Genomic DNA, 21,741 nt, shown 5'->3' with positions numbered 1-21,741 from the left:
GCGGGTGGACAGCTTGAAGAGCCCCCTCAGAGGCATGGTGCTGACGAGCAAGCAGCCGAGCAATGGACGGCTTTGAAGCGAGAAGACTAGCGGGCCTCTTGAAGAGCGTGCTGGACGAGGTGGCCCAGGAGTGGCTGAGCCAGAGAGCTGAAGGCACTGGCTACAGCGCGGCTCCCGAGCCCATGAGTGCTCGGGAGCGCAGAGCCTCTCCCGAGCATTGGGGTGCTCGGGAGCGGCGCGGGCGTCAGTAGACTCGCCCCCCCGTCGCCCACGGTTAGCGATGGAGGCACAAGCGGGGCCAGCACGACAGTTGTGCCCCCCAAGGCGTTAAGGCCTGTCCCGTCGCATAGCGTCGCCGTGTGCTGGCGCTTTTCGACCTCGACAACACCTTGATTGACCGACGCGGGGGCCTGGAGGACTGGGCTCGCAGCTTCGTGCGATCGCGACGACTGCCCGGGGGAGCGGAGTCCGTCATCTGTGAGCGGCTCCGGGAACGGGCCTATCCAGCGGACTTCGTCCATCTACGGGAGGCGCTCGGGCTCAGCGACGACCCGGGCGACCTCTGGCGCGAGTACGTCGATGGTGTCGCGCGGTCGGTGTGTGCTTTTCCGGGGGCGCGGGAGGGGCTCGAAGCGCTGCGCGGTTCGGGGTGGACGCTCGGCATCGCGACGAACGGCGCGGCGGATATCCAGCGGGCCAAGCTCGCCGCGACTGGGCTCGTGCCGTTGTTCGACGGGATCGGGGTCTCGGAGGAGATCGGGGCCAGGAAACCGGCGTACGAGCATTTCGAGGCTGCCGCCATGTTGTGTGGCGTCCAGCTCGGCGCCGGAGGGTGGATGGTCGGGGACGGGCGTGAGACGGATATAGAAGGGGGCCGCGCGGCGGGACTTCGCACGGCGTGGGTGGCCAATAGCCGTACATGGAGCGATGACCCCCGTGAGCCCGACCTTGTGGTGCAGAGCGTTGCGGAGGCCATCGAGATGATGCAAGCGGCGGTGGGCTAGCCGGGCTCGTCATCCGGCGAATCGTGGAGCTGGGCGAGCGCCTCGGGAGTGCTCAGGGATGAGTCCCTGAGGTCATCCCATCGGCTCATGACCGCGGCTGACGCCTCTGCCAGATCGGTGGGGAGCCCGGCTTCCCGCAGGGCGTCGGCCACCTCGCCCATTTCAGGGCCCCAGCGCCATGACCGTGCGGCCACCTTCGGGATGTAGGCCGTCTCCGCGAGGTAGTTGGTCGTGCGGCCCTGCGAGATGTCGAGTAGCTCCCCTTCTACTCCGTAGTCCTTGGCGAGGGCATACGCGACCGCGGCAAGGACACGGCTCGCCTTCTGGTAGCTGCTGTACGACAGCTTCAGCGCGGAAGCGCGTCCGATGCCGCCGGGCAGTGAGTGCGCCTGCACGGCCGTTCCGGTGAAGAGCGACGCCACAGGGGTCAGCGCGTCCGCCGGGCCAGAGAGGTACAGGCGAGTGGACTTCGGGGCGGAAGGGGGCGAGCCGATGAGGGAGCCATCGACGACAGTCGCCCCGGTGCGGCTCACGACGGCGTGGACGCGCGCCATGCTGGCCGGAGAGATGGCGTTGCCATCCACGTAGATCCCCGTGAACGAGTGTGCGGAGACCTCGACTGCGACGTCTTCCGCGTACGCCGGAGGGCAGATGCTGAGGATGACGTCCGCTCGCTCTGTCAGTTCGCCAAGGTCGCTTGCTGTTGTGAGGCCATGTCTCTGGGCCCGTTCCTTGGTTGCGGAGCTGCGGCCTGCCGGGCACCACAGAACTTCGGCTCCGTTGACCCCGGCCTGTGCTGCCACCGCGGCGCCCATGCTGCCCGGGTGCAGAACTCCGACGACGGTCATCCGACGAGCCCACGGATATCGCGCACTTCGGCAGGTGTGCCGGCCAACCGTGCTTCGTCGATGGCCTGCGCTGCCTGGCCCGCGCTGCCCCGGTCGGTTCTGATGATGAGCGACCAGGGCTCCGCCGCGTGGTCCAAAAGATCCTGCCGGGTCTCGTGCCAGACCTTGAGTCGAGAGTCCACGTCCTTATCTCCGCGCCCCCGGCAGCGCTGGCGCGTCACGTCTTCGGAGCACCATAGGAGCACCCGCACCCAATTCATGGGGTAGGCCGCGACCGCGCGGGCTCCGGCGACCTGACCCATGTGGAAGACCGGGATGCGCCCGGAGTCGACAAGCGCGGAAACCTCGCCGCGGTCGATGGCGTACTCAGAGCCGTATCGGTCGTTCCGGTAGAGGAGTTCGCCGGCACGCGCCAACTCCTCAATGTGGCGAGCAGTTGTGATCCGGTAGCCCGTAGTCCGCCCGATACCGGCCTTGAGCCGCTGGAAGAGCGTGAACTCCGGCCGCAAGAGCGAGAGCTCAGCGGTCAGCGTGTCCTTTCCGGAGCCCGGAGGCCCGTAGAGGATGACGCCGGAAGCGCTCACAGCCCACCTCCGCTCAGTACATCCCTGGCTTCATCGACAAGAGCCACAGCGGCGCCAAGTCGGTTGTCTACGACGTAATGGGGTCCCTGGGGGCGCATCGTCAGGTCAAGCCCTGAGACGTATTCCTCCCACGCCTCCATCTTCCACGCGTCGCGGGCTGCACCTCGGAATTCGATGTACTCGCGCATTGAATCGGCATCGCACTCGACCCATATGGTTGCTACCGAGACTCGCTTAGAGCGGCAACGATTCTGGAATCGCTGCATCCAGTCTGCTTGCGAGAATTCGGAAATAAATGGGGCATCGAGGATGGTGGAGGTTCCGCAATCCACGTTGTCCCAAGCGGCTTCCATAAGGCAGCGATATTCGAGCGGCCGTACCTTCTCGCGGTATAGCTCGGAGGTGCGGTCGTGGGCCTCCCCTCCGAGAGCAACCAGGAGTTGGTCCACAAGCGGCCGCGTAAGCGAATCCTTGTCGAGGATGGGCCAGCCTGTGATCCCTCCGAGGAACTTGGCGAACTCGGATTTACCAGACCCGGCGTACCCGCCAACCAACACGACGGAGGGACCATCGAGGCTTCCCCCTGCGGTGCGTCGGCTCCACGCATCAATCACGCGGCTGTATAGGGCCTCACTGTCAACATCGGCGGTACCTTCTCGGATGCTGCTGAGTGCGTGCCGAACTGCGTTCCGCTGATCGGGGATCTTTCGGTCAACTGATGTGGGTACCGGGACGGATTCCACAGGGGCATCCTCTCCGGGCAGGGCTCGACGGAAGCCTAGTTGGGCCTCATTGCAATGATAGAGACGGCAATATGCCCGGCGATAATGCGGACCGGGATAGACCGAACCCTTCTCATGGCCCCAGATTGTTTGGAAGTTCGCGGCAATATTGAAGCCGTGACGCTCCGCAATTTCGCGAAGTTTCTCTCCAGTGTCTTCCAATGTCAGCCCTATTTCCTCCCTGTGCATACGCAAGAGATCGGGCTTCCAATCTGGATGCTGCCGAGCCATCTGCCCCTCCTAGATAGCTAGTCGAGCCGCGAGTGTAGCGGCTCGACTAGGCCTGTGGAAATTCGTGATAGCGGATGTGTAAGCGGATGTATAAAACCGCTGAGAACTTCTCAGGTAGTGGAACGTGATACCGATTCTTGGGCCGCGAGAGTGAACTAGAGCACATCCGAACGGGAGGTGCTCATGCATCGCTACGCAGCCACAACAGCCCGACTCTCAGCTACCTTCGAGCGTCGCGACGCGCTCACGCAGTTCCCCGACTTCGGTGCGGAGCTTGTCGACCTCGTTGCGCAGTTCGGCAACGACCTGGCTCGGATCCGTGAGTTTCGCGGCCGCCGTGGAGTCGGCCGTCAGGAAAGCGCCCTTGCCCTGGTGGCTCACTGCGAGTCCCTCGGACGTGAGTCGTCGGATTGCCTCGCGCGCCACGGTGATGGTGACGCCGTAGGCCGCCTGAAGGTCGGCGAGCGACGGCAGCCTGCCGGTCTCCGTGAATTCGCCGGCCGCGATCCTCCGCCGTAGATCGTCCGCGACCTGCTGATAGGCGAATTTTCCGGTCCACTCGACCATCTGCACCCCAAGTCTCTTCCTGGTCTCTGCCTCATAGTGCCCAAGCGGCAGAGAGAGAACCAGTCTCCCCCATCGCTTGTTCCGCAAGGGGACTTGACTGACTCTGCCACACAGTGCACTCTGAGGCAGAGTCAAGCGAGGCGCTCAGCCCCCTCCCAGGGGTGGTGCCGCGTGAAACCTGCTGTGCAGCGCCCGGAAGGCAAGGCCCGGACACCGCGCTGTGGACAACTCAACAGAGTGCCGACCCAGCCGCATGAACACGTGCGGTCGATGGGTGCAGGTCACCATCCCGACCACCCATGTCGGGCCGGGTGACCTGCCCGGATCCGCCCCACGGGGCGGTGACTGGCATTGATCTGAAGTACGCATCACAGCCTCGGTATCCAGCCGCGAGGGCGCCGGATCGAAACCGGCCCGAGGCACTTCCCCCGACCGCGGACGCGGTCGGGGCTTCCCGTCCGAGGCGGTCGCCTCTCACCACCAGGCCACGACCACCCCGGATCTTGCCTGCCCCTGCTGACATCAGGAGAGATCTATGCGTACGTACATCGGCCGTCAACAGGCCATCTCCCCCGAGGACTTCGCGGAACTCGCGCTCGGCACCCCGGTGGAACTGTGGCTCGGGGTCGAGGGCGAGAGTGACGAAGAGCGCGCTGCCCGTGAGGACGCGGCGCGCGACATCCTCTCCGACACCCCGAACCTGCCCGATGACCTGATCCGCATGGCCGCTCAGGTCATCGAGGACAACCCGGACCTGTTCGACGTCATCCCGCTGACCCGCCCCACCCGCCGCCGCACGGTGCGCAAGGGGGTGGCGGCATGACGACCACGACCCCCGCCCCCGAGGCGCCCGCGTCTGGGGTGCCGCCGCTGACGAAGCCGGAGCTGGGTCTCGCCGGTATCGGCGCGCTCGCCGCGGCCGGAGTCGGCGCGCTCGGTCTGATCTCTTCCTTCGACGCCGTGTCCGAGGCGGCTGCCACCTGGGGCTTCAGCTCCCCGTGGATGCTCCCGGTCGGTATCGATGTGTCCATCCCGGTGTTCACCGTCGCCAACCTGCTGTTGATCCGGATGGACATGGCGCTGGCCTGGGTGCGGTTCGTGCCCTGGGTCCTCACGCTCATCACGTGCGGACTGAACGTCGCGGCCGGACACTCCCTGTCGGCCAAGGTCGCGCACGGCACAATGCCGCTGCTGTGGGTCGTCTTCTCCGAGATCGGCGCGCACATCTACGCCGTCCGGATCGGCGCGGCCACCGGTCGCCGTATGGAGAAGATCCGGTTCTCCCGCTGGCTCCTGGCGTTCCCGTCCACGTTCGCGCTGTGGCGGCGCATGACGCTGTGGGAGGTCACCTCCTACAGCGCGGCCCTGGCGCTGGAGAAGGAACGGCAGTTGGCCCGCGCGGACCTGCGCGAGACGCACGGACGGCGCTGGCGCTCCAAGACCCCGCGGCGCGAACGCGTGATGCTGCGCCTGGGTGAACTCGCCCCCGCCACCGAACAGGACACCCCCGCACCGCGCCCCGTGGCGAAAGCGCAGGCACAACCCGCCGCACCCAAGGCGCGCCCGCGCCGACAGTCCACGACCAAAGCCAAGGGCGCGGTGCAGCGCACCTTCGAGGACCTGCTCACGGAGGCGCGCACGGTCACCGCTCCGTGGGTGGACGTGGAGCTGAACGCGGAGGCCATCCGTACGGCGGTGCACTGCTCGGCTGCCAACGCCCGCAAGCTGCGCGACGCGTTGAAGTCCGAGCGCGCAGGTCGTCCGCTGCACTCCGTGGACGAGCCCGCAGAGGCGGCGGCGTGATGTCCGCGGCATACGGCAAATGCTATGACCCGACCGGCGCGATGCACGGCATACCCACCTACCCGTGGCGCTTGGCGCCGGAGGGGTTGGCCACCCGCCGTCAGCTCCGTGCCCGGGGCTTACGTCCGGGAGGACAGCCGATCGCGGCACAAGTGATGCGGGTCAACCGGCGAGCCGGGGGCGTGCGGGTCGGCTACCTCTACTGGGTTGACCAGGCCAAGCCGGTCCGGCCGATGACCTCCCGCAAGTGGGGCGCGCTCGCGCTGGCGATGCTCGCCCGACGTACCTGCCCCCGCTGCCTGCTGGACCTCGGGTACTGCATTCCGCGCTCGTACGGCATCTGCGGTCTGTGCCTAGTCACCGAGGAACAGCGCGTCGCCTGAACCGGCCTCCACATCCGCTGGGACTGGGCGTCAAGGCGACACGCCGCTCAAGTCTTGGCCACCTTGTCGCCACTTTCCCGCGTTCTGCCACGGCACGAAGAACGCGAATCGGGACGAAATATCGAAGTCGCAGCTCATCCAGTCCCTAGAAAGTGGCCACGTTATGGCCACGTTTTGGCGTAGTGGTGCCACCCGAACCAAGCAAGAGTTACGCGCCATCAGCCGTTCAACAGGCCCGACCGCTCACCTCCTACAGCGACGGTCGGGCCCGCTCCTCCTCACACCCGAAAGCGGAAGGAACTGTCAGTGAAGCACCCCGACGACGACAACGAACTCTTCAACCGACTCGAAGCCGAGATGGCCCCCGACTCCGGGGGCGAGGTAGTCGACCTCGACAAGGCGCGGTCGGCGCGCGGCGAGTCGCCCGACCCGACCACCCGACCCGACGCCGACCCGACGGCCGACTCCGCGCCGGACCGGTCGGCTGCCGAGTCGGGCGACCCGACCGCACGCGTCATGGTCGACCTCCCGACCGCGAAAGCGACCGGTCCGGGCTACCTCGGTCGGCTGCTCGCCGCGCAGCGCCGCGCGGTCGTTCCGGTCTGGCTCAAGTCGGCCGCGGAGCTGAAGACCGCCACCGGATGGGTTGCCCGGCACTACGCCCACTCGGTCGGCTATCACGCGCTGCGCGCTCCGGTCTACGCCGCCCGCCTCACGCTCCAAGCGCCGTCGGGCGCCGCAAAGTTCGTGGGCGGTGCGATGCGGTGGGTGGCCGACCGCGAGGGCGAGCCGGTCCGCCTCGCCGCGGTCCGGCGTGAGGATGCTGCCGAGTACCTGAAGCTGTCGCGGCAGCGCGACGGACGGGTCCGACTGCGCACCCTCGTGGGTGTGCTGGCGATGTTCATCGGGCTCGGCTCCGCGCTCGCCCTCTACGTGCTCGCCCCCGGCTGGCTTCAGGCCGTGTCGGTCGGCGCGGTCACGATGGCGCTCGGGGTCGCCGGACGCAAAGCCGATGACCCGGTCATCCACCGGGCGGTGGAACTGCCCAAGGCGGTCAAACTCACCTCGGACATCGTCCTGCGGGCACTCGGCTCGCTCGGCATTCCCTCCATCAACCAGGCCCAGGGCAAGGGACGGGACGGGTTCGAATTCACCGCCCCCATCACCCGCGACGGACCCGGCTGGCGAGCCGAGGGGAACCTCCCCTACGGCGTCACGGTCACCGACGTGATCGAGCGGCGCGACCGGCTCGCCTCCGGTCTGCGCCGCCCGCTGGGCTGCGTGTGGCCCGAAGCGGTACCGGACCAGCACACCGGGCATCTGGTGCTGTGGGTCGGAGATCAGGACATGTCCAAGGCACGGAAGCCCGCGTGGCCGCTGCTCAAGTCCGGGAGTACGGACCTGTTCAAGCCGGTCGCGTTCGGCACCGACCAGCGCGGACGCTGGGTCGAGATCACGCTCATGTACATCGCGGCCGTCATCGGCGCGATCCCGCGTATGGGCAAGACCTTCCTGCTCCGCCTGCTCCTGCTGATCGCGGCACTGGACCCGCGGGCGGAGCTGCACACCTACGACCTCAAGGGCACCGGTGACCTTGACCCGGTCGGAGAGCGCGTCGCCCACCGCCACCGCGCAGGCGACGAAGAGGAGGACATCGAGTACGCGGTGCGTGACCTGCGCGCGCTGCGCGAGGAACTGCGCAGGCGAGCCAAGGTGATCCGCTCCCTGCCGCGGGACATCTGCCCCGAGTCCAAGGTGACGTCCGAGCTGGCCAACAGGAAGTCGCTGGGGTTGCACCCGATCGTGGTCGGGGTGGATGAGTGCCAGGTCTGGTTCGAGCACGAGAAGTACGGCAAGGAACTCGAAGAGATCTGCACCGACCTAGTCAAACGCGGTCCGGCCACCGGAATCGTGCTGCTCCTGGCGACGCAGCGGCCGGACGCGAAGGCACTGCCCACGGGCATCTCCGCGAACGCGTCCGCCCGGTTCTGCCTAAAGGTCATGGGGCAGTTGGAGAACGACATGGTGCTCGGCACGTCCGCCTACAAGCGGGGTGTGCGGGCCACCATGTTCAGCTGGGGTGACAAGGGCATCCACTACTTCGTCGGTGAAGGCTCGGACGCCCGCATCGTCGGCTCGGTGTACGTGGACGCACCCAACGCGGAGAGCATCGCCGCCCGCGCCCGCAAGCTCCGTGAAGCCGCGGGCACCCTGTCCGGCCACGCGCTGGGCGAGGAGCCGAGCGTGGACGAGGGCGCCGGGTACGACCTGCTCGCCGACATCCTCGCGGTCGTTCCGGCCGAGGAGCCCAAGGCGTGGTCGGAGACCATCGTCGGACGACTTGCGGAGCTGCGCCCGGAGGTCTACGGCGGCTGGGACGCGGAGGGACTCGCCGCCGCCCTGAAGCCCTACGGCATTGCCACGGGCCAGGTGTGGGGCAAGACGGAGTCCGGCAAGGGCGCCAACCGGCGCGGCATCGAACGCGCCCGAATCACCACCGCTGTTGCGGAGCGTGACGGGAACCGGGACGCGGGCTGAGTGGATCTCGCCGCTAGACCTAGCAGGACACCCCGCTAGGTCTAGCGGCACCGCTAGCACCCCATATCGCACCTGATCAGGCCGCTAGTACCTAGTGGCCTTCCCCTCGCACACCCTGAAACAGGCTCTGGAGGCCTCAGATGACCCCTGCGTTCGCCGCTAGCGTCCTGCTCCTGCTGTTCACCCTCGGTTACAGCGGTCTGTGTGCCGTCTCGCCGTTCGGCAACTGCCGCAAGTGCAACGGGTGGGGCTTCGCGATGAAGACGGACCGCAAGGGCCGCATGAAGCGCGGCAAGGACTGCCGCCGCTGCAAGGCCACCGGCAAGCGCATACGCGTCGGCCGCCACCTCTACAACCTGTGGGCCCGCACCTACCGCGCGGGCACCACCGACTGACCCCCAACACCCCCGATCCGAAAGGAGCTTGACGTGGCCGTGACCGTCTCCCTGGTCCTGCTCTTCGGCCTGGTCCTGTTCTTCCTGCTGCGCGGCAAGTCCCTCGGCTACGGCTCCGCGTTCATCGCGACCGGCTTCGGGTTCTTCCTCGCCTCCACCGGCGCGGCCGGACCCATCACCGACCTGACCACCGCCGTCATCGACGCCATCCAGCAACTGTGAGGACCAGGCCGTGAACGAACAGATCGTGGCGCGCCACTGGCTCGCCCACATCACCCCCAAAGCCGCGCCCGCGCTGGCCACTTCCACTGTGCTGATCCTGGCGCGGATCTGGAACGCCAACGGCGCCGAACACAGCCTCGGCAACGCCGTGTTGATGACCGCGCTCTCCCTCGCCGCCGCAGCGGCCGGCGCCTGCGCGAGCGTTGGCCGCGCCGGAGACCCCGTGATCGCGGGAACCGCGTTCGCGGCCTCCGGGGCGCTCGCGTTCGCAGGCGTCGCCGGATACGCAGACGGCCTGCCCCTGCCCCTGCTGCTGTGGTCGGTGGCCACCGCGGGCGCCTACGGGCTCGCCGCCCGGTACTGGCGTACCGACCGCCGCGACCGCGTCACCTACGAGCGGCACGTGAGCGACCGCCGCGAGGAACGCGTGCACATCGAGCGCGTGGAAACCATCCGCGGCACCACCCAGGTTGAGGTGGCCCGTACCGGCGCCGCTTACGCCGAATCCCTCGCGCAGGCACTCACCGCCCGCGCGATGCTGCCCGGCTTCGACCCCAGGGCCCTGGAGTCCGCGGGCCTGCCGGAACTGCCCGAACGCCGCGACGCGGCCTAGCTACGCCCGAGGCGGTCGCCTCTCACCACAAGCCGCGACCGCCTCGGCTCCCGCCTGCCCCTTATGACAGATCAGGAGACATCCAGCATGACCCAACGAATGCCATACGGCGAGGGCCGCCCGGCTTACGCCACCCCATCGAGCGTGCCGGGGGTGGCTGCATGAACAGCCACTTTCTGTACGCCGCGCTGGACGCTGCCGAGCAGGGATGGGCGGTCTTCCCGCTGCGCCTCCGCGACAAGCGGCCCGCGCTGCACGGCGCGGAGTACTGCCCCGGGATCGGGGACTGCGCGGGCGGTCACCGTAAGTGGGAAGAGCGCGCCACTGTCGACCCGGACCGGATCCGCCGTGCGTGGGCGTCGCTGCCGTTCAACGTGGGTATCGCGACCGGTCCGTCCGGGTTGGTCGTCGTCGACCTCGACATGCCCAAGCGCCAGAGCAAGAGCAGTGCGGACACGCCTTCCGGCGTGACGACCTTTGCGGCGCTCTGCGAGCGCGCCGGACAGGCCATCCCCACCACCCGCACGGTGCGGACCGCAAGCGGCGGGTTCCACCTGTACTTCACGACCCCGCCCGGCGTCCGGATCGGCAACACGGCCGGACGGCTCGGCAAGCACATCGACACCCGAGCGTGGGGCGGCTACGTCGTCGCTCCCGGCAGCACCACCCTCGCTGGCACGTACGCGGTCGTCGACAACACCGCACCCCTGCCGCTGCCGGATTGGCTGTACGCACTCCTGACGCCTCGTCAGGCTTCTCGGGTACTAACGGCCGTGCCGTCCTCGGCTCGCGCCTCCAGCTACGCCACAGCGGGCCTGAACGCCGAAACCGCGTCCGTGCGGGAGGCCCCGGAGGGCGAGCGCAACGCCACCCTGCTCCGGGCGGCGCGAGCCCTGGGGCGGTTCATCGCGTGGGGCGACCTTCCGCGATCGGTGGTCGAGGACGCTCTTCAGTCGGCGGGGGAGTGCATCGGACTGCCGTCGTCTCAGTGTCGCTCCACCATCCGCAGCGGTCTGAACTGGTCTGTTGCCCGCAATCAGCAGAGGCGGACGGCATGAGCACCCCTCCCCACCTCCAACTGAAGAGCCTCCCCTCCACTCCCTCCGATCTGCGTGCCGCCGCACACGCCGCGCCCGGTCCGGCCGTGGGCGAGCCGAAGGGCGGCGCCGAAGGCGTCATTTCAGCTCTTCGTTCTCAACCGCAGCAGGGCGACGGCCGGTATCCCGTCGCGTGGCTGCGCATCGCCGCACCGCGCGGCGCCGTGCCCACCGCCACCTCGAAGTGCCTGTGCGGCCGTGACCGCAGTGCCGTCGGCAAAGCCCGCGTGCTCGCTCTGATCGACGATCACACCGCCCACCGCGATGAATGCCCGCTCCGCACCACCCAGGAAGGGAGGGCCGCGGCATGACCACCAATGCGCCGGCACACCCCACCGACGGCTCGGCCCTGCTCGATGAGGTCGAAGCCTTCCATCGACGCTTCAACGTCTTCCCCCTCGAAGCCGCTTACGTCGCCGTCACGCTGTGGAACGCGCACGCTCACCTGCTCGACTCCTTCGACGCCACTCCGAGGATCGCGTTCCTCTCTCCGGAACCCGGCTCGGGGAAGTCGCGAGCCCTGGAAATCATCGAGACCCTGGTGCCCAAGCCGCTCGTTGCGGCCAACGCATCCGCCTCGGTGCTCTTCCGCGCCGTGTCCACCCTGGAGACCCGCCCCACGATCCTCTTCGACGAAGTGGACACCGTGTTCGGGCCGAAGGCCGGAGACAACGAGCCGTTGCGGGGCTTCCTGAACGCCGGACACCGTCGCGGAGTGGGCATGTGGCGCTGCGTCGGGGACGGAGCCAATCAGCAGGTGCAGGAGTTCCCGTCGTACTGCGCGGTGGCCATGGCAGGGCTCGGCTCACTGCCGGACACGATCCTGACCCGCTCCGTCATCATCCGCATGCGCCGCCGCGCACGGAACGAGCGCGTGGAGCCCTACCGGCAGCGCATCCACGAGAAGGAAGGCAACGCGCTGCGCGACCGGCTCGCCAACTGGGCGGAATCCGTACGGCATTTGGTCGACGGAGTGTTTCCTGTGCTGCCGCCGGAGGTCACCGATCGTCCCGCAGACGTGTGGGAGCCCCTGCTCGCCGTGGCGGATGCTGCCGGGGGCGAATGGCCGGAGCGCGCCCGCGCGGCGTGCGTGGAACTGGTCAACGCGGCCAAGGTCGGGGACAAGGGCAGCATCGGCATCCGCCTGCTGACGGACCTGCGCGATGCCGTGTTCAACGGCATCGACCGCCTGCCCACCGTCGCTGTCCTTGACCGCCTCCACAGCCTCGAAGAGGCGCCGTGGGCGGACATGAGCGGCAAGCCTCTCGATGCCCGCGGACTGGCGCGGATGCTGCGCGAGTACATGACGGCCGACAACACCCCGGTCACAGCGCGGAACATCAAGGCGGGCGGCAGCGTGATGAAGGGCTACTACGCCGCGGACTTGCACGACGCGTGGGAGCGGTACTGCCCCCCACCCCCTGAGAGTCCGCTACTTCCGCTACCTCCGCTACCGGGCAGGTCAGAGGCCTAGAAAAGGTAGCGGCAAGCCCGGATTTATCCGCTACCCGCACCACCCCATCCGCTACCGGTCCCGCGACACCGCCCGGGGCCGGTAGCGGATTCATCCGCTACCGCTACCCCTATCCGCTACCTCGATCATGCCCCTGACCAGGGCGGTAGCGGAGGTAGCGGAAGTAGCGGACCTGACAGGAAGGGGGCCCCGATCGCCCCCGCGTCCTCCCTGAGGAGAAGACACCGCATGGATCCGGTTCAGCTCACCGACTCCATCGATCCCACTCTGGTTCTGCTCACCGTCGAGGAAGCCGCGCGACGCCTCCGCATCGGCCGGACCGTCTGCTACCGGCTCATCAGCTCCGGAGAGCTGGAGTCCATCACTGTCGGCCACCTCCGCAGGGTGCCCGTCGACGCCGTACCTGAGTACGTCGCGCGCCGCCGCAAGACCCACCGCCCCACCGCCTCGATAGCCGCCGCCTGAGGAGTACGCCCATGGCAGAAGAGAACGACAGCACGAAGCGCACCCGCCAGCCCAACGGCCGATCGTCCATCTACCTTGGCAAGGACGGGAAATGGCACGGCCGTGTCACCGTCGGCATTCGCGACGACGGCAGTCCCGACCGCCGGCACGTTGAACGCAAGACCCGAGCCGAGGTGACCGACGCCGTCCGCGAGTTGGAGCGGCAGCGTGACGCCAAGACCATGCGGAAGCCGGGCAAGCCTTGGACGGTCAAGACATGGCTGACGCACTGGGTCGACAACATCGCCCCGCTCGGAGTGAACGAGAACACGATGGTGGGCTACGGCGTCGCCGTACGGAAGCACCTGATTCCCGGTCTCGGGGCCCACAGGCTCGACAGGCTGAAGCCCGAGCACATCGAGCACTTCTACGGGACCATGCAGGCCAACGGCCGTAAGGCCGGAACGATTCACCAGATCCATCGCACGTTCCGCACCGCGCTGAATGAGGCGGTCCGACGTGGCCACCTTGGGCAGAACCCCGTACGACTGGCCAAGGCACCCCGCGTACGAGAGCAGGAAGTCGAGCCGTACCCCGTGGAAGACGTGCAGAGGCTGCTTCGAGCGGCCGACGAGCGCAGGAACTCCGCACGTTGGGCCGTGGCCCTCGCTCTGGGACTTCGGCAGGGTGAGGCGCTCGGACTCAAGTGGACGGATGTGGACCTGGACCGGGGCGTTCTGATGGTCCGTCGGAGCCGTCGGCGCCCCCGCTATGCCCACGGATGCGGCGACACCTGCGGGAGGAAAGCCGGGTACTGCCCGCAGCGTCAGCGGACCAACCCGGAGACTGCGGACACGAAGTCTCGTGCTGGCCGACGAGCGGTCGGGCTTCCTGCACAGCTTGTGGACTTGCTGCGCACGCACCGGACCAAGCAGGAAGCCGAGCGCCTGGAGGCAGGCGACAAGTGGACGGATGAGGGCTGGCTCTTCGCGACCGAGACCGGTCGCGGAACCTCGCCCCGCACGGATTACGACGACTGGAAGGAGCTGTTGCGGGACGCGAAGGTACGAGACAGCCGCCTGCACGATGCCCGGCACACCGCGGCTACGGTCCTGTTGATCCTCGGAGTCTCCGAGCGCGCCGTCATGGGCCTCATGGGTTGGTCGTCAACGGCCATGGCCGCGAGGTATCAGCACATGGTCGACACGGTCCGCACCAACGTCGCGCGGCAGGTCGACGGACTCTTGTGGAAGTCGAGCGATGACCGCTCGGACGATGATGACGATGGGGCCGCTGGGAAGCTCGTGCGGGCTGGTTAAGGGCGGCTGTGGGCCGCAGTCCTTCATGAGGGGTGCGGCCCAACCTGCCGAGATTCGTGCGCATCCGGTCCCCGGCCTTGCATCCTGCCGTCATGGACGAAGGACTGGTGGCGTTAGTGGCAGCGGGCGCGGGGCTGGTCGGGGCGCTTGGCGGCGCAGCTATGGGTGGACTGGCCGCGGTCCGTGGGGCGCGTATAGGTGCCGAGACCACGGCGCGCGCGACGATCGAACAGGCGCGGACCCAAGAACGTGCTCAGCACGACCACTGGTTGCGCGACGAGAGGAAGCGTGCGGCGGCCCTCATGCTTGAGGTGTACGACAGGTTCACCATTGCCGCATCCAATGTCACGCGCATGTTCGACCTGGAGATCGAGGCATCAACCGATGCCTGGAGCGCCTATCGCACGGGCGTGAACGAGATTCGGACGGCGTACTTCCCCCTCCGTCTCCTCGGGCCCGCTCGGGTGCATCAGGCGGCGCGTGACCTCTGGCAGTTGGTCGAGGAGTACCACGAAGGGATTCAGGAGTGGGCTGACGGCATCATGACGGCGAGCGACGAAACCAGGGCCGGGTGGCGGGCTCGTGAGGAGCAGCAGAGGTATGCAATCGGAGGTGCACACAGCAACCTGATTGATGCTGTGAGCGAGTCCTTGCAGGGCAATGGCGTCGTCTCGCGCCCCAACTGAGACGGGAATTGAGACGGAGCAGCACGAAGGGCCCGATCCTGATGGATCGGGCCCTTCGTCTACCTGCGGTAGCGGAGGGATTTGAACCCTCGGTGACTTGCGCCACACTCGCTTTCGAGGCGAGCTCCTTCGGCCGCTCGGACACGCTACCGAGAGAGACCCTACCCCAAGGTGGGGCGTGCTCCGAAATCCGTTTCCCGTACTCCCGGGGACTCATCGGGGGCGTATTGGAGACGTATCGGCGACGTATCGGGGGCTCGTCGGGCAGGGTCAGCGGTCGCGGAAGAAGTCGGTGAGTAGGTGTGCGCACTCGTCGGCGAGGACGCCCTCGATCACCTCGGGGCGGTGATTGAGCCTGCGGTCGCGGACCAGGTCCCAGAGGGAGCCGGCCGCGCCGGCCTTCTCGTCGCGGGCGCCGTAGACGACCCGGTCCACCCTGGACTGCACGAGCGCGCCCGCGCACATGACGCAGGGCTCCAGGGTGACGACGAGCGTGCAGCCGGACAGCCGCCATTCGCCCAGTTTGGCGGCGGCCCTGCGGAGCGCGAGGACCTCGGCGTGCGCCGTCGGATCGCCGGTCGCCTCGCGCTCGTTGTGCCCGGTCGCGAGCACCGTCGTACCGTCCGTGGACAGTACGACGGCGCCGACGGGAACATCCCCGCCCCGGACGGCGAGCTGGGCCTCGTCCAGGGCGAGCCGCATCGCGGCCCGCCAGCGGTCGCGCACGGGATCGGGTTGAGGGGTCTCCTTGGCAGTGCTCACCAGGGGAACCTAACCGAGGAAGCTAACGGACGGTCTCCAGAACCTCCGCCGCTCCCAGCGAGTCGGCGATCGTGCTGAGCGCGTCGCCTTCGTCCAGGGCGAGCAGTTCCTTCTCGCTGACACCGAGATCGGCGAGGATGTCGCGGTCCCCGACGGGGCTGTGCGACACGGTCTCGCCGGAGGCGCCGGTTTCCTCGTCCTCCTCGTCGGAGTCGTTTTCGTTGTCGGGCTCACCGTCCTCGGTGCCGTCCAGGTCCAGGGAGTCGAGGTCGGCGACATCGTCGTCGCCGGGCTCCCTTCCGAGCAGTTCGTCCGTGAGCAGGATCTCGCCGTACGAGCTGCGGGCAGCCGCAGCGGCGTCCGAGACGTAGATACGAGGGTCCTCCTCACCGTCCAGGCGGAGGACGCCGAACCACGCGTCCTCCTGCTCGATGAGTACGAGTACCGTGTCGGCCTCCTCCGAGGCCTCACGGGCCAGATCGGTCAGATCCGACAGGGTCTCCACATCGTCCAGCTCTGTGTCGCTCGCTTCCCACCCGTCTTCGGTGCGCGCGAGCAGTGCGGCGAAGTACACCGTGACTCTCCCACTGTCATAGGCGTGCCGGTTGGGGGTCCCCCCGGCGGAGGCTGTGGGCGGGGCGCGTTTCTCCGAGTCCCACCCACTCGGAATCGTGGCAGAAACAGAGCCCTCAGGGGACGTCTTCGGCCTGCTGTGTCTGCCTCTTTTGATCGCTAACAGCGGATCGTACGCGGCCGTCGGCACCACGTACGCACCTCCCCGCCCTCACGGCGTGGGCGGCGCGTGGACGGGTCGCCGGCGGATGTCGCGCACCCGCACGGCGTGGTTGCCGGTGAAGGGCGCGCAAGCACATGGTGCGGCTGGGGGTGAGAGGCGCGCAAGCACCTCGCGGGGCTGTCGGCGGACGGTGTGCGCGCGGCGCGGGCGGCTACCGGCACGACCGCGTGGTCACCAGCGGAACGTGCGCATACGCATGGCGTGGCGCATGCGGGCGGTCTTGGCGCGGCGGGGCTGGACGCGGTCGCGCAGTTCGCGCGCCTCGGCCAGGTCGCGGAGGAACTGGGCGCGGCGTCGGCGGCGCTCGGCGTCCGTCTCCAGCCGCTCGGGGAACTCCTCTTCCCGGTCTCGCACAGGCTCACCACCCCAGGTCCGTCCCTCCCACTTTCCCCCTGATGGGCGGTTTGATGCCAGCGGACGGGTCAAGGGGAGGGTGGGACGGTGTCCGGTGGGGCAGTGGCGGGCGCCCGGAGCCCGGTTACTGTTGTGGACATGCGTCTCCACGTCGTCGACCACCCCCTGGTCGCCCATAAGCTCACCACTCTGCGCGACCAGCGCACCGACTCCGCGACCTTCCGGCGGCTCGCCGACGAGCTGGTCACTCTGCTCGCCTACGAGGCCACCCGGGACGTGCGCACGGAGCAGGTCGACATCGTGACCCCGGTCTCCCCGACCACCGGCGTCAGGCTCTCCTACCCGCGCCCGCTCGTCGTGCCGATCCTGCGGGCCGGCCTCGGCATGCTCGACGGCATGGTGCGGCTGCTGCCGACCGCCGAGGTGGGCTTCCTGGGCATGGTGCGCGACGAGGAGACGCTCCAGGCGTCCACGTACGCGACCCGCATGCCGGACGACCTCTCCGGGCGCCAGGTGTACGTCCTTGACCCGATGCTGGCCACCGGCGGCACCCTCGTCGCGGCGATCCACGAACTGATCAAGCGCGGCGCCGACGACGTCACCGCCGTGGTGCTCCTGGCCGCCCCCGAGGGCGTCGAGTTCATGGAGCGCGAGCTGGCGGGCGCACCGGTGACGGTCGTGACCGCGTCGGTCGACGAGCGGCTCAACGAGCACGGCTACATCGTGCCGGGCCTCGGGGACGCGGGCGACCGGATGTACGGGGCTGCCGAGTAGGTACGTACGTACCTACCGTGTGTACGTCCTTCAGCAGCTGTTCTTCGTGGCGGAGGACGTCGGCTGGGGCTGGGCCAGGACGGCCAGCGCCTTGTCGGCGTCCTCCTTCACTGTCAGGTTCTTGAAGCCGGTGCCGATGATCAGGTCGACCTGATCGGCCTTCGTACGGCCGTCGGTCTTCAGCTGGGCGCCGGAGAGCTGGGTGTTCAGCACCGGCAGCGCGGCCTGGGCCGCGCCCTTCGCGCCGAGCAGTATCCCCGCGCCGTCGACCTTCTTGTCGTACGCGCCCGTCGCGTTGCCCACGTCGCCGATCCGGAAGCCGCGTTTCTTCAGCTCGTCCGCGGTCTCCTTGGCGAGCCCGCTGCGGGGCGTCGCGTTGAAGACGTTCACGGTGATCTGGCCCGGCTTGGGGAGTGCCTTGGCGGCGACGGAGGTCGCGGACGCGCTGGAGGCGGTGGCCGAGGGGCTTGTCTTCGACGCGCAGTCCGCCTTCGGTCCGGCCGCCGCGGCCTTGTCACCGCCGCCCGTGAAGACGTCGATGAGTTGCAGGGTTCCCCACCCGATCAGCCCTATCGCGGCGACGGTGACGACGACCAGGAACGCGAGCCTGCGCCGCCCGCGGGGTCGGCGCATCCGCGGGTACTTGTCCCCCGTGATCCGGTACTGGCCGCCCATGCCAGGGGGAGTGAGCATGCTCATGGGCGCAGCGTAGTGCTCCGCGGCGACGATAACTACTAGATGATCATTGTCCCGCGCGCAGTCCAACCCAAAAGGGTCAACAAGCGTCGGTCAGTCCAGTTCCAGCACGCGTGCGTGGAGTACCTGGCGCTGCTGGAGCGCCGCGCGGACGGCGCGGTGCAGGCCGTCCTCCAGGTACAGATCGCCCTGCCACTTCACGACGTGCGCGAAGAGGTCGCCGTAGAACGTGGAGTCCTCGGCGAGCAGCGTTTCCAGGTCGAGCTGGCCCTTGGTCGTCACCAGCTGATCGAGGCGGACCGGGCGCGGCGCGACATCCGCCCACTGCCGGGTGCTTTCCCGGCCGTGGTCGGGGTACGGCCGGCCGTTTCCGATGCGCTTGAAGATCACACGGAAAGCCTACCGGTCAAGACCTTCCGGGCGCAGCCATGGCGACGGAGTGCGACGCTGGAAAAGACGCCTTAAATCGGGGTAAACCGGGAACAGGGGCCTGATATGAGTGACAGCGAGACCGTACCTCCGGCCACTGCCGGGACCGCGCCCGCGGCCGCCGCTGCTCAGACGGCGGGAAGCGCTCCCGCGACGGGCGGAGGGGCTCCCGGAGTGAGCGGTGGGGCTCCCGGGGCGAGCGGTGACTCTTCCGGGGCTGTCGGTGGCGCCGCCGCCCTCCCCAAGGAGGCGCTGGAGATCGCCTCCGGGTATGCCTTCTCGGGGCCCGCCCTCGATCTCGGCGCGCTGCTCTGGGACGCGCGGTGCCTGCCCGACGTACAGATCCGCATTCCGCTGCCGATGCTGAACCGGCACGGACTGGTCGCCGGCGCCACCGGCACCGGGAAGACCAAGACCCTCCAGCTGGTCGCCGAGCAGTTGTCGGCACAGGGCGTGCCCGTCTTCCTCGCCGACATCAAGGGCGACGTCTCCGGGATCTCGGCGCCCGGCGCCCCGAACGACAAGGTGCAGGGGCGGGCCGCCGATGTACGTCAGGAGTGGGTGGCGACCGGTTTCCCCGCCGAGTTCTACGCCCTCGGCGGCATGGGGCACGGCATCCCCGTACGGGCCACGATCACGAGCTTCGGACCGGTGCTGCTCTCCAAAGTGCTCCAGCTCAACCAGACCCAGGAGCAGTCGCTCGGCCTGATCTTCCACTACGCCGACCAGAAGGGCCTGGAACTGGTCGACCTGAAGGACCTGCGCGCGGTCGCCACCTTCCTGACCTCGGACGAGGGCAAGGCGGAGCTGAAGGGAATCGGCGGGCTCTCGACCGCGACGGCGGGCGTGATCCTGCGCTCCCTCACCGCCTTCGAGGCGCAGGGCATGAGCCCCTTCTTCGGAGAGCCGGAGTTCGACACGAGCGAGCTGCTGCGGGTGGCGGGGGACGGGCGGGGTGTCGTGTCCGTGCTGGAGCTGCCCGAGGTGCAGGACAAGCCGCAGCTCTTCTCGACCTTTTTGATGTGGCTGCTTGCCGACCTATTCCACGACCTTCCTGAGGTCGGTGACTCGGAGAAGCCGAAGCTCGTCTTCTTCTTCGACGAGGCCCATCTTCTTTTCAACGACGCGTCGAAGGCCTTCCTGGACTCCATCACGCAGACCGTCCGGCTCATTCGCTCGAAAGGCGTCGGCGTCTTCTTCGTGACCCAGACCCCGAAGGACGTCCCCGCCGATGTCCTCGGCCAGCTCGGCAACCGCGTCCAGCACGCCCTGCGCGCCTTCACGCCCGACGACCAGAAGGCGCTGAAGGCCACGGTGAAGACCTTCCCGAACTCGCCGTACGACCTGGAGGAGGTCCTCACCGGCCTCGGCACCGGCGAGGCCGTGATCACCGTGCTCAGCGAGAAGGGCGCGCCGACGCCGGTCGCGGTGACGCGGCTGCGGGCGCCGCAGTCCCTGATGGGGCCGGTAGACGCGGGCGTCCTCGACACGGCGGTGAAGGGGTCGGCGCTGTACGGGCGCTACGCGCAGGCGGTGGACCGTGAGTCCGCGTACGAGAAGCTCACGGCGGCGGAGGCTGCGCGTGAGCCGGCGGCGCCTGAAGCCGTGTCGTCCCCTGAGAAGGGGCGGGCCAAGGAGCCCAGGGCGGACGCTTCTGTTGTCGAGCAGGTTGTCGGCAGTGGGATGTTCAAGTCGCTTGCGCGGTCGGTGGGGACGCAGATCGGGCGGGAGATCACGCGGTCGCTTTTCGGGACGGCTCGGCGGAAGCGGTAGGGCCCTCGGCGGGGGTTTCGCGACGGACCCGGGGTGGCCGCCCCCCTTCGGTGAGAGGGGCGGCCGGCTTCCCGTTGGTCAGTTGGTTTCGGGCTTCTTCGGGGGTGTTTTCTGCTGTTGTCCGTCCGGAAGCGGACGGGGTGCCGGCTTCGGTGCGTTGCGTACGGCGTCCGCGCGCAGGAGGGCGCGCAGGACCGCGTAGGGGTCCTTGGGCATGGGGTGTCCTTGCGTTCGCTGGTGAGTGAGTGAGTGGGTGACGGGTCCGGAGGCGTCCGGAGGCGTCCGGAGGCCGGGACTCTCAGCAGCGCAGGACCGTGCAGCGCAGTGCGTGCAGGGCGGGGGAAGGCGGTGGTGGCGTGGGTACGGGGCGGGTGCCGTGTTGACGACGAAGAGTTGTGTCGTCCGTCAGAGGGCGCGTGGGACATGGTGGGCCAGTGTGCGGATCCGGAAGGCCGTGACGATCTCGGTGATGCCCACCGCGAGGAGCCAGAGGCCGCCCACGAGCGTGAGGACGGCGACCGACTCGAAGGGCGACACGATCAGGACGATGCCGGCGAGGAAGCTGACGATCCCGAGGAAGATCTGCCAGCTCCGGGCCGGTACACCCGGGTCGGAGGCGGCGGCGAGGGTCTGGGTGATGCCGCGGAACAGCCAGCCGATGCCGATCCACAGGGCCAGCAGCAGGATCGACTGCATCGCGCCGCGGAAGCAGAACAGGCCCAGCAGGATGGACAGGGCGCCGCTGATGAACGCCATCACCCGGAGGGATGTCGCCGCGTGTGTGCCGAAGGCGGAGACCAGTTGCAGTACGCCGCTGAAGAGCAGGTAGAGGCCGAAGAGGACGCCTGCGGCGAGGAGCGAGGCGCCCGGCCAGACCAGCACCATGACGCCCAGCGCGAGCGCGGCGACTCCGGCGGCGAGGACCGCCTGCCAGGCGCTGCGGGTGAGGAGGTTCAGGGGGCCTTCGAGGGGGGTGGGGGGCGCGTCTCTTTCCTCGGTCATGTCTCATGCTGGGGACGGTTCGGGGGGCGTCGCCACCGGGGTGGACCGAGTGGTGGATGTCGCGTGCGGGGCGGTGTGCGTGCCGGTGTCCGGTGCGGGTGCGGGCGTCCGGTGCGGGTGCGTGGGTCGTCCGGTGGGTGGGTCGGGGGCGTGCCGGTACGTCCC

At 68.5% G+C, this 21,741-nt stretch carries 27 protein-coding genes and 1 tRNA gene; 16 read left to right on the top strand and 12 right to left on the bottom strand.

Annotated elements, in window-relative coordinates; genetic code table 11:
* The first annotated feature begins 359 nt into the window (after positions 1-359).
* Positions 360-1,004: an HAD family hydrolase gene (locus ACFWP7_RS14125; protein ID WP_384381095.1), complete on the top strand. Its 645-nt coding sequence runs from the start codon at positions 360-362 to the stop codon at positions 1,002-1,004.
* Here the strand turns inward: ACFWP7_RS14125 and ACFWP7_RS14120 are convergent.
* From ACFWP7_RS14120 to ACFWP7_RS14105, 4 genes are all read right to left on the bottom strand, one after another.
* Positions 1,001-1,852 carry a DUF1932 domain-containing protein gene (locus ACFWP7_RS14120; protein ID WP_384381093.1) on the bottom strand — a complete coding sequence of 284 codons (852 nt, stop codon included), beginning with the start codon at positions 1,850-1,852 and terminating at the stop codon, positions 1,001-1,003. The genes ACFWP7_RS14125 and ACFWP7_RS14120 overlap by 4 nt on opposite strands.
* Positions 1,849-2,436 (bottom strand): guanylate kinase, encoded by a 588-nt coding sequence (locus tag ACFWP7_RS14115; protein WP_384381091.1) that lies wholly within the window; start codon positions 2,434-2,436, stop codon positions 1,849-1,851. The genes ACFWP7_RS14120 and ACFWP7_RS14115 overlap by 4 nt, the downstream gene beginning before the upstream one ends.
* Positions 2,433-3,449, bottom strand: coding sequence for an AAA family ATPase (locus tag ACFWP7_RS14110; protein WP_384381089.1), 1,017 nt, complete (start codon positions 3,447-3,449; stop codon positions 2,433-2,435). The genes ACFWP7_RS14115 and ACFWP7_RS14110 overlap by 4 nt, the downstream gene beginning before the upstream one ends.
* Positions 3,450-3,665: 216 nt before the next feature.
* Positions 3,666-4,016, bottom strand: coding sequence for a winged helix-turn-helix domain-containing protein (locus tag ACFWP7_RS14105; RefSeq protein WP_384381300.1), 351 nt, complete (start codon positions 4,014-4,016; stop codon positions 3,666-3,668).
* Between the two features lie 535 nt (positions 4,017-4,551).
* On the opposite strand from ACFWP7_RS14105, the gene ACFWP7_RS14100 reads away from it, so the two are divergent.
* From ACFWP7_RS14100 to ACFWP7_RS14040, 13 genes are all read left to right on the top strand, one after another.
* Positions 4,552-4,839 carry a hypothetical protein gene (locus ACFWP7_RS14100; RefSeq protein WP_384381087.1) on the top strand — a complete coding sequence of 96 codons (288 nt, stop codon included), beginning with the start codon at positions 4,552-4,554 and terminating at the stop codon, positions 4,837-4,839.
* Positions 4,836-5,819, top strand: coding sequence for a DUF2637 domain-containing protein (locus ACFWP7_RS14095; RefSeq protein ID WP_384381085.1), 984 nt, complete (start codon positions 4,836-4,838; stop codon positions 5,817-5,819). Before ACFWP7_RS14100 ends, ACFWP7_RS14095 begins: the two co-directional genes overlap by 4 nt.
* Positions 5,819-6,202, top strand: coding sequence for an RRQRL motif-containing zinc-binding protein (locus ACFWP7_RS14090; RefSeq protein ID WP_384381083.1), 384 nt, complete (start codon positions 5,819-5,821; stop codon positions 6,200-6,202). Before ACFWP7_RS14095 ends, ACFWP7_RS14090 begins: the two co-directional genes overlap by 1 nt.
* A gap of 306 nt (positions 6,203-6,508) precedes the next feature.
* Positions 6,509-8,740, top strand: coding sequence for a cell division protein FtsK (locus tag ACFWP7_RS14085; RefSeq protein WP_384381081.1), 2,232 nt, complete (start codon positions 6,509-6,511; stop codon positions 8,738-8,740).
* Between the two features lie 140 nt (positions 8,741-8,880).
* Positions 8,881-9,135 carry a hypothetical protein gene (locus ACFWP7_RS14080; protein ID WP_384381079.1) on the top strand — a complete coding sequence of 85 codons (255 nt, stop codon included), beginning with the start codon at positions 8,881-8,883 and terminating at the stop codon, positions 9,133-9,135.
* Positions 9,136-9,168: 33 nt separating this feature from the next.
* A complete protein-coding gene (locus ACFWP7_RS14075; RefSeq protein WP_384381078.1) occupies positions 9,169-9,357 on the top strand; it encodes a hypothetical protein in 189 nt (62 codons plus the stop codon).
* A 10-nt stretch (positions 9,358-9,367) separates the two neighbouring features.
* Positions 9,368-9,970, top strand: a complete 603-nt coding sequence (locus ACFWP7_RS14070; RefSeq protein WP_384381075.1) for a hypothetical protein — start codon at positions 9,368-9,370, stop codon at positions 9,968-9,970.
* Between the two features lie 161 nt (positions 9,971-10,131).
* Positions 10,132-11,028: a bifunctional DNA primase/polymerase gene (locus tag ACFWP7_RS14065; RefSeq protein ID WP_384381072.1), complete on the top strand. Its 897-nt coding sequence runs from the start codon at positions 10,132-10,134 to the stop codon at positions 11,026-11,028.
* Entirely contained in the window at positions 11,025-11,378 is a 354-nt protein-coding gene (locus tag ACFWP7_RS14060; RefSeq protein ID WP_384381069.1) for a hypothetical protein, read from the top strand. Before ACFWP7_RS14065 ends, ACFWP7_RS14060 begins: the two co-directional genes overlap by 4 nt.
* Positions 11,375-12,541, top strand: a complete 1,167-nt coding sequence (locus tag ACFWP7_RS14055) for a DUF3631 domain-containing protein (protein ID WP_384381066.1) — start codon at positions 11,375-11,377, stop codon at positions 12,539-12,541. The genes ACFWP7_RS14060 and ACFWP7_RS14055 overlap by 4 nt, the downstream gene beginning before the upstream one ends.
* 228 nt (positions 12,542-12,769) lie before the next feature.
* Complete coding sequence (locus ACFWP7_RS14050; protein WP_384381063.1) at positions 12,770-13,006, top strand: helix-turn-helix domain-containing protein; 237 nt, start codon at positions 12,770-12,772, stop codon at positions 13,004-13,006.
* An 11-nt stretch (positions 13,007-13,017) separates the two neighbouring features.
* Positions 13,018-14,304, top strand: a complete 1,287-nt coding sequence (locus ACFWP7_RS14045; protein WP_384381060.1) for a tyrosine-type recombinase/integrase — start codon at positions 13,018-13,020, stop codon at positions 14,302-14,304.
* Between the two features lie 92 nt (positions 14,305-14,396).
* Entirely contained in the window at positions 14,397-14,990 is a 594-nt protein-coding gene (locus ACFWP7_RS14040; RefSeq protein WP_384381057.1) for a hypothetical protein, read from the top strand.
* Between the two features lie 66 nt (positions 14,991-15,056).
* Here the strand turns inward: ACFWP7_RS14040 and ACFWP7_RS14035 are convergent.
* The 4 genes from ACFWP7_RS14035 to ACFWP7_RS14020 form a co-directional block, all read right to left on the bottom strand.
* A tRNA-Ser gene (locus ACFWP7_RS14035) sits at positions 15,057-15,141 on the bottom strand.
* Positions 15,142-15,260: 119 nt separating this feature from the next.
* Positions 15,261-15,692, bottom strand: a complete 432-nt coding sequence (tadA, locus tag ACFWP7_RS14030) for a tRNA adenosine(34) deaminase TadA (protein ID WP_384381298.1) — start codon at positions 15,690-15,692, stop codon at positions 15,261-15,263.
* 82 nt (positions 15,693-15,774) lie between these two features.
* The gene (locus tag ACFWP7_RS14025; RefSeq protein ID WP_384381054.1) at positions 15,775-16,326 is read right to left on the bottom strand and encodes a hypothetical protein; all 552 of its coding nucleotides are present in this window, start codon (positions 16,324-16,326) and stop codon (positions 15,775-15,777) included.
* Between the two features lie 393 nt (positions 16,327-16,719).
* The gene (locus ACFWP7_RS14020; protein WP_384381051.1) at positions 16,720-16,902 is read right to left on the bottom strand and encodes a hypothetical protein; all 183 of its coding nucleotides are present in this window, start codon (positions 16,900-16,902) and stop codon (positions 16,720-16,722) included.
* A gap of 138 nt (positions 16,903-17,040) precedes the next feature.
* On the opposite strand from ACFWP7_RS14020, the gene upp reads away from it, so the two are divergent.
* Complete coding sequence (gene upp, locus ACFWP7_RS14015; protein ID WP_384381048.1) at positions 17,041-17,676, top strand: uracil phosphoribosyltransferase; 636 nt, start codon at positions 17,041-17,043, stop codon at positions 17,674-17,676.
* A 30-nt stretch (positions 17,677-17,706) separates the two neighbouring features.
* On the opposite strand, the gene ACFWP7_RS14010 is transcribed toward upp, so the two are convergent.
* The gene (locus tag ACFWP7_RS14010; protein ID WP_384381296.1) at positions 17,707-18,351 is read right to left on the bottom strand and encodes a LytR C-terminal domain-containing protein; all 645 of its coding nucleotides are present in this window, start codon (positions 18,349-18,351) and stop codon (positions 17,707-17,709) included.
* Between the two features lie 114 nt (positions 18,352-18,465).
* Positions 18,466-18,762 (bottom strand): type II toxin-antitoxin system VapB family antitoxin, encoded by a 297-nt coding sequence (locus tag ACFWP7_RS14005; RefSeq protein ID WP_003999914.1) that lies wholly within the window; start codon positions 18,760-18,762, stop codon positions 18,466-18,468.
* Positions 18,763-18,867: 105 nt separating this feature from the next.
* Here ACFWP7_RS14005 and ACFWP7_RS14000 point away from each other — a divergent pair, with 105 nt between their 5' ends.
* The gene (locus ACFWP7_RS14000; protein ID WP_384381045.1) at positions 18,868-20,574 is read left to right on the top strand and encodes a helicase HerA-like domain-containing protein; all 1,707 of its coding nucleotides are present in this window, start codon (positions 18,868-18,870) and stop codon (positions 20,572-20,574) included.
* Between the two features lie 78 nt (positions 20,575-20,652).
* Here ACFWP7_RS14000 and ACFWP7_RS13995 read toward each other — a convergent pair whose 3' ends face one another.
* Both ACFWP7_RS13995 and ACFWP7_RS13990 read right to left on the bottom strand, forming a co-directional pair.
* Positions 20,653-20,790: a hypothetical protein gene (locus ACFWP7_RS13995; protein ID WP_384381042.1), complete on the bottom strand. Its 138-nt coding sequence runs from the start codon at positions 20,788-20,790 to the stop codon at positions 20,653-20,655.
* A 189-nt stretch (positions 20,791-20,979) separates the two neighbouring features.
* Positions 20,980-21,576, bottom strand: coding sequence for an HdeD family acid-resistance protein (locus ACFWP7_RS13990; RefSeq protein WP_384381039.1), 597 nt, complete (start codon positions 21,574-21,576; stop codon positions 20,980-20,982).
* Between the last annotated feature and the right edge of the window lie 165 nt (positions 21,577-21,741).

Source organism: Streptomyces sp. NPDC058470 (genome assembly GCF_042721055.1).
In the GTDB taxonomy this organism is placed as follows: Bacteria; Actinomycetota; Actinomycetes; order Streptomycetales; family Streptomycetaceae; genus Streptomyces.
Note: the sequence above shows the minus strand (reverse complement) of the source record. Positions and strands in the feature narration are given on the sequence as shown.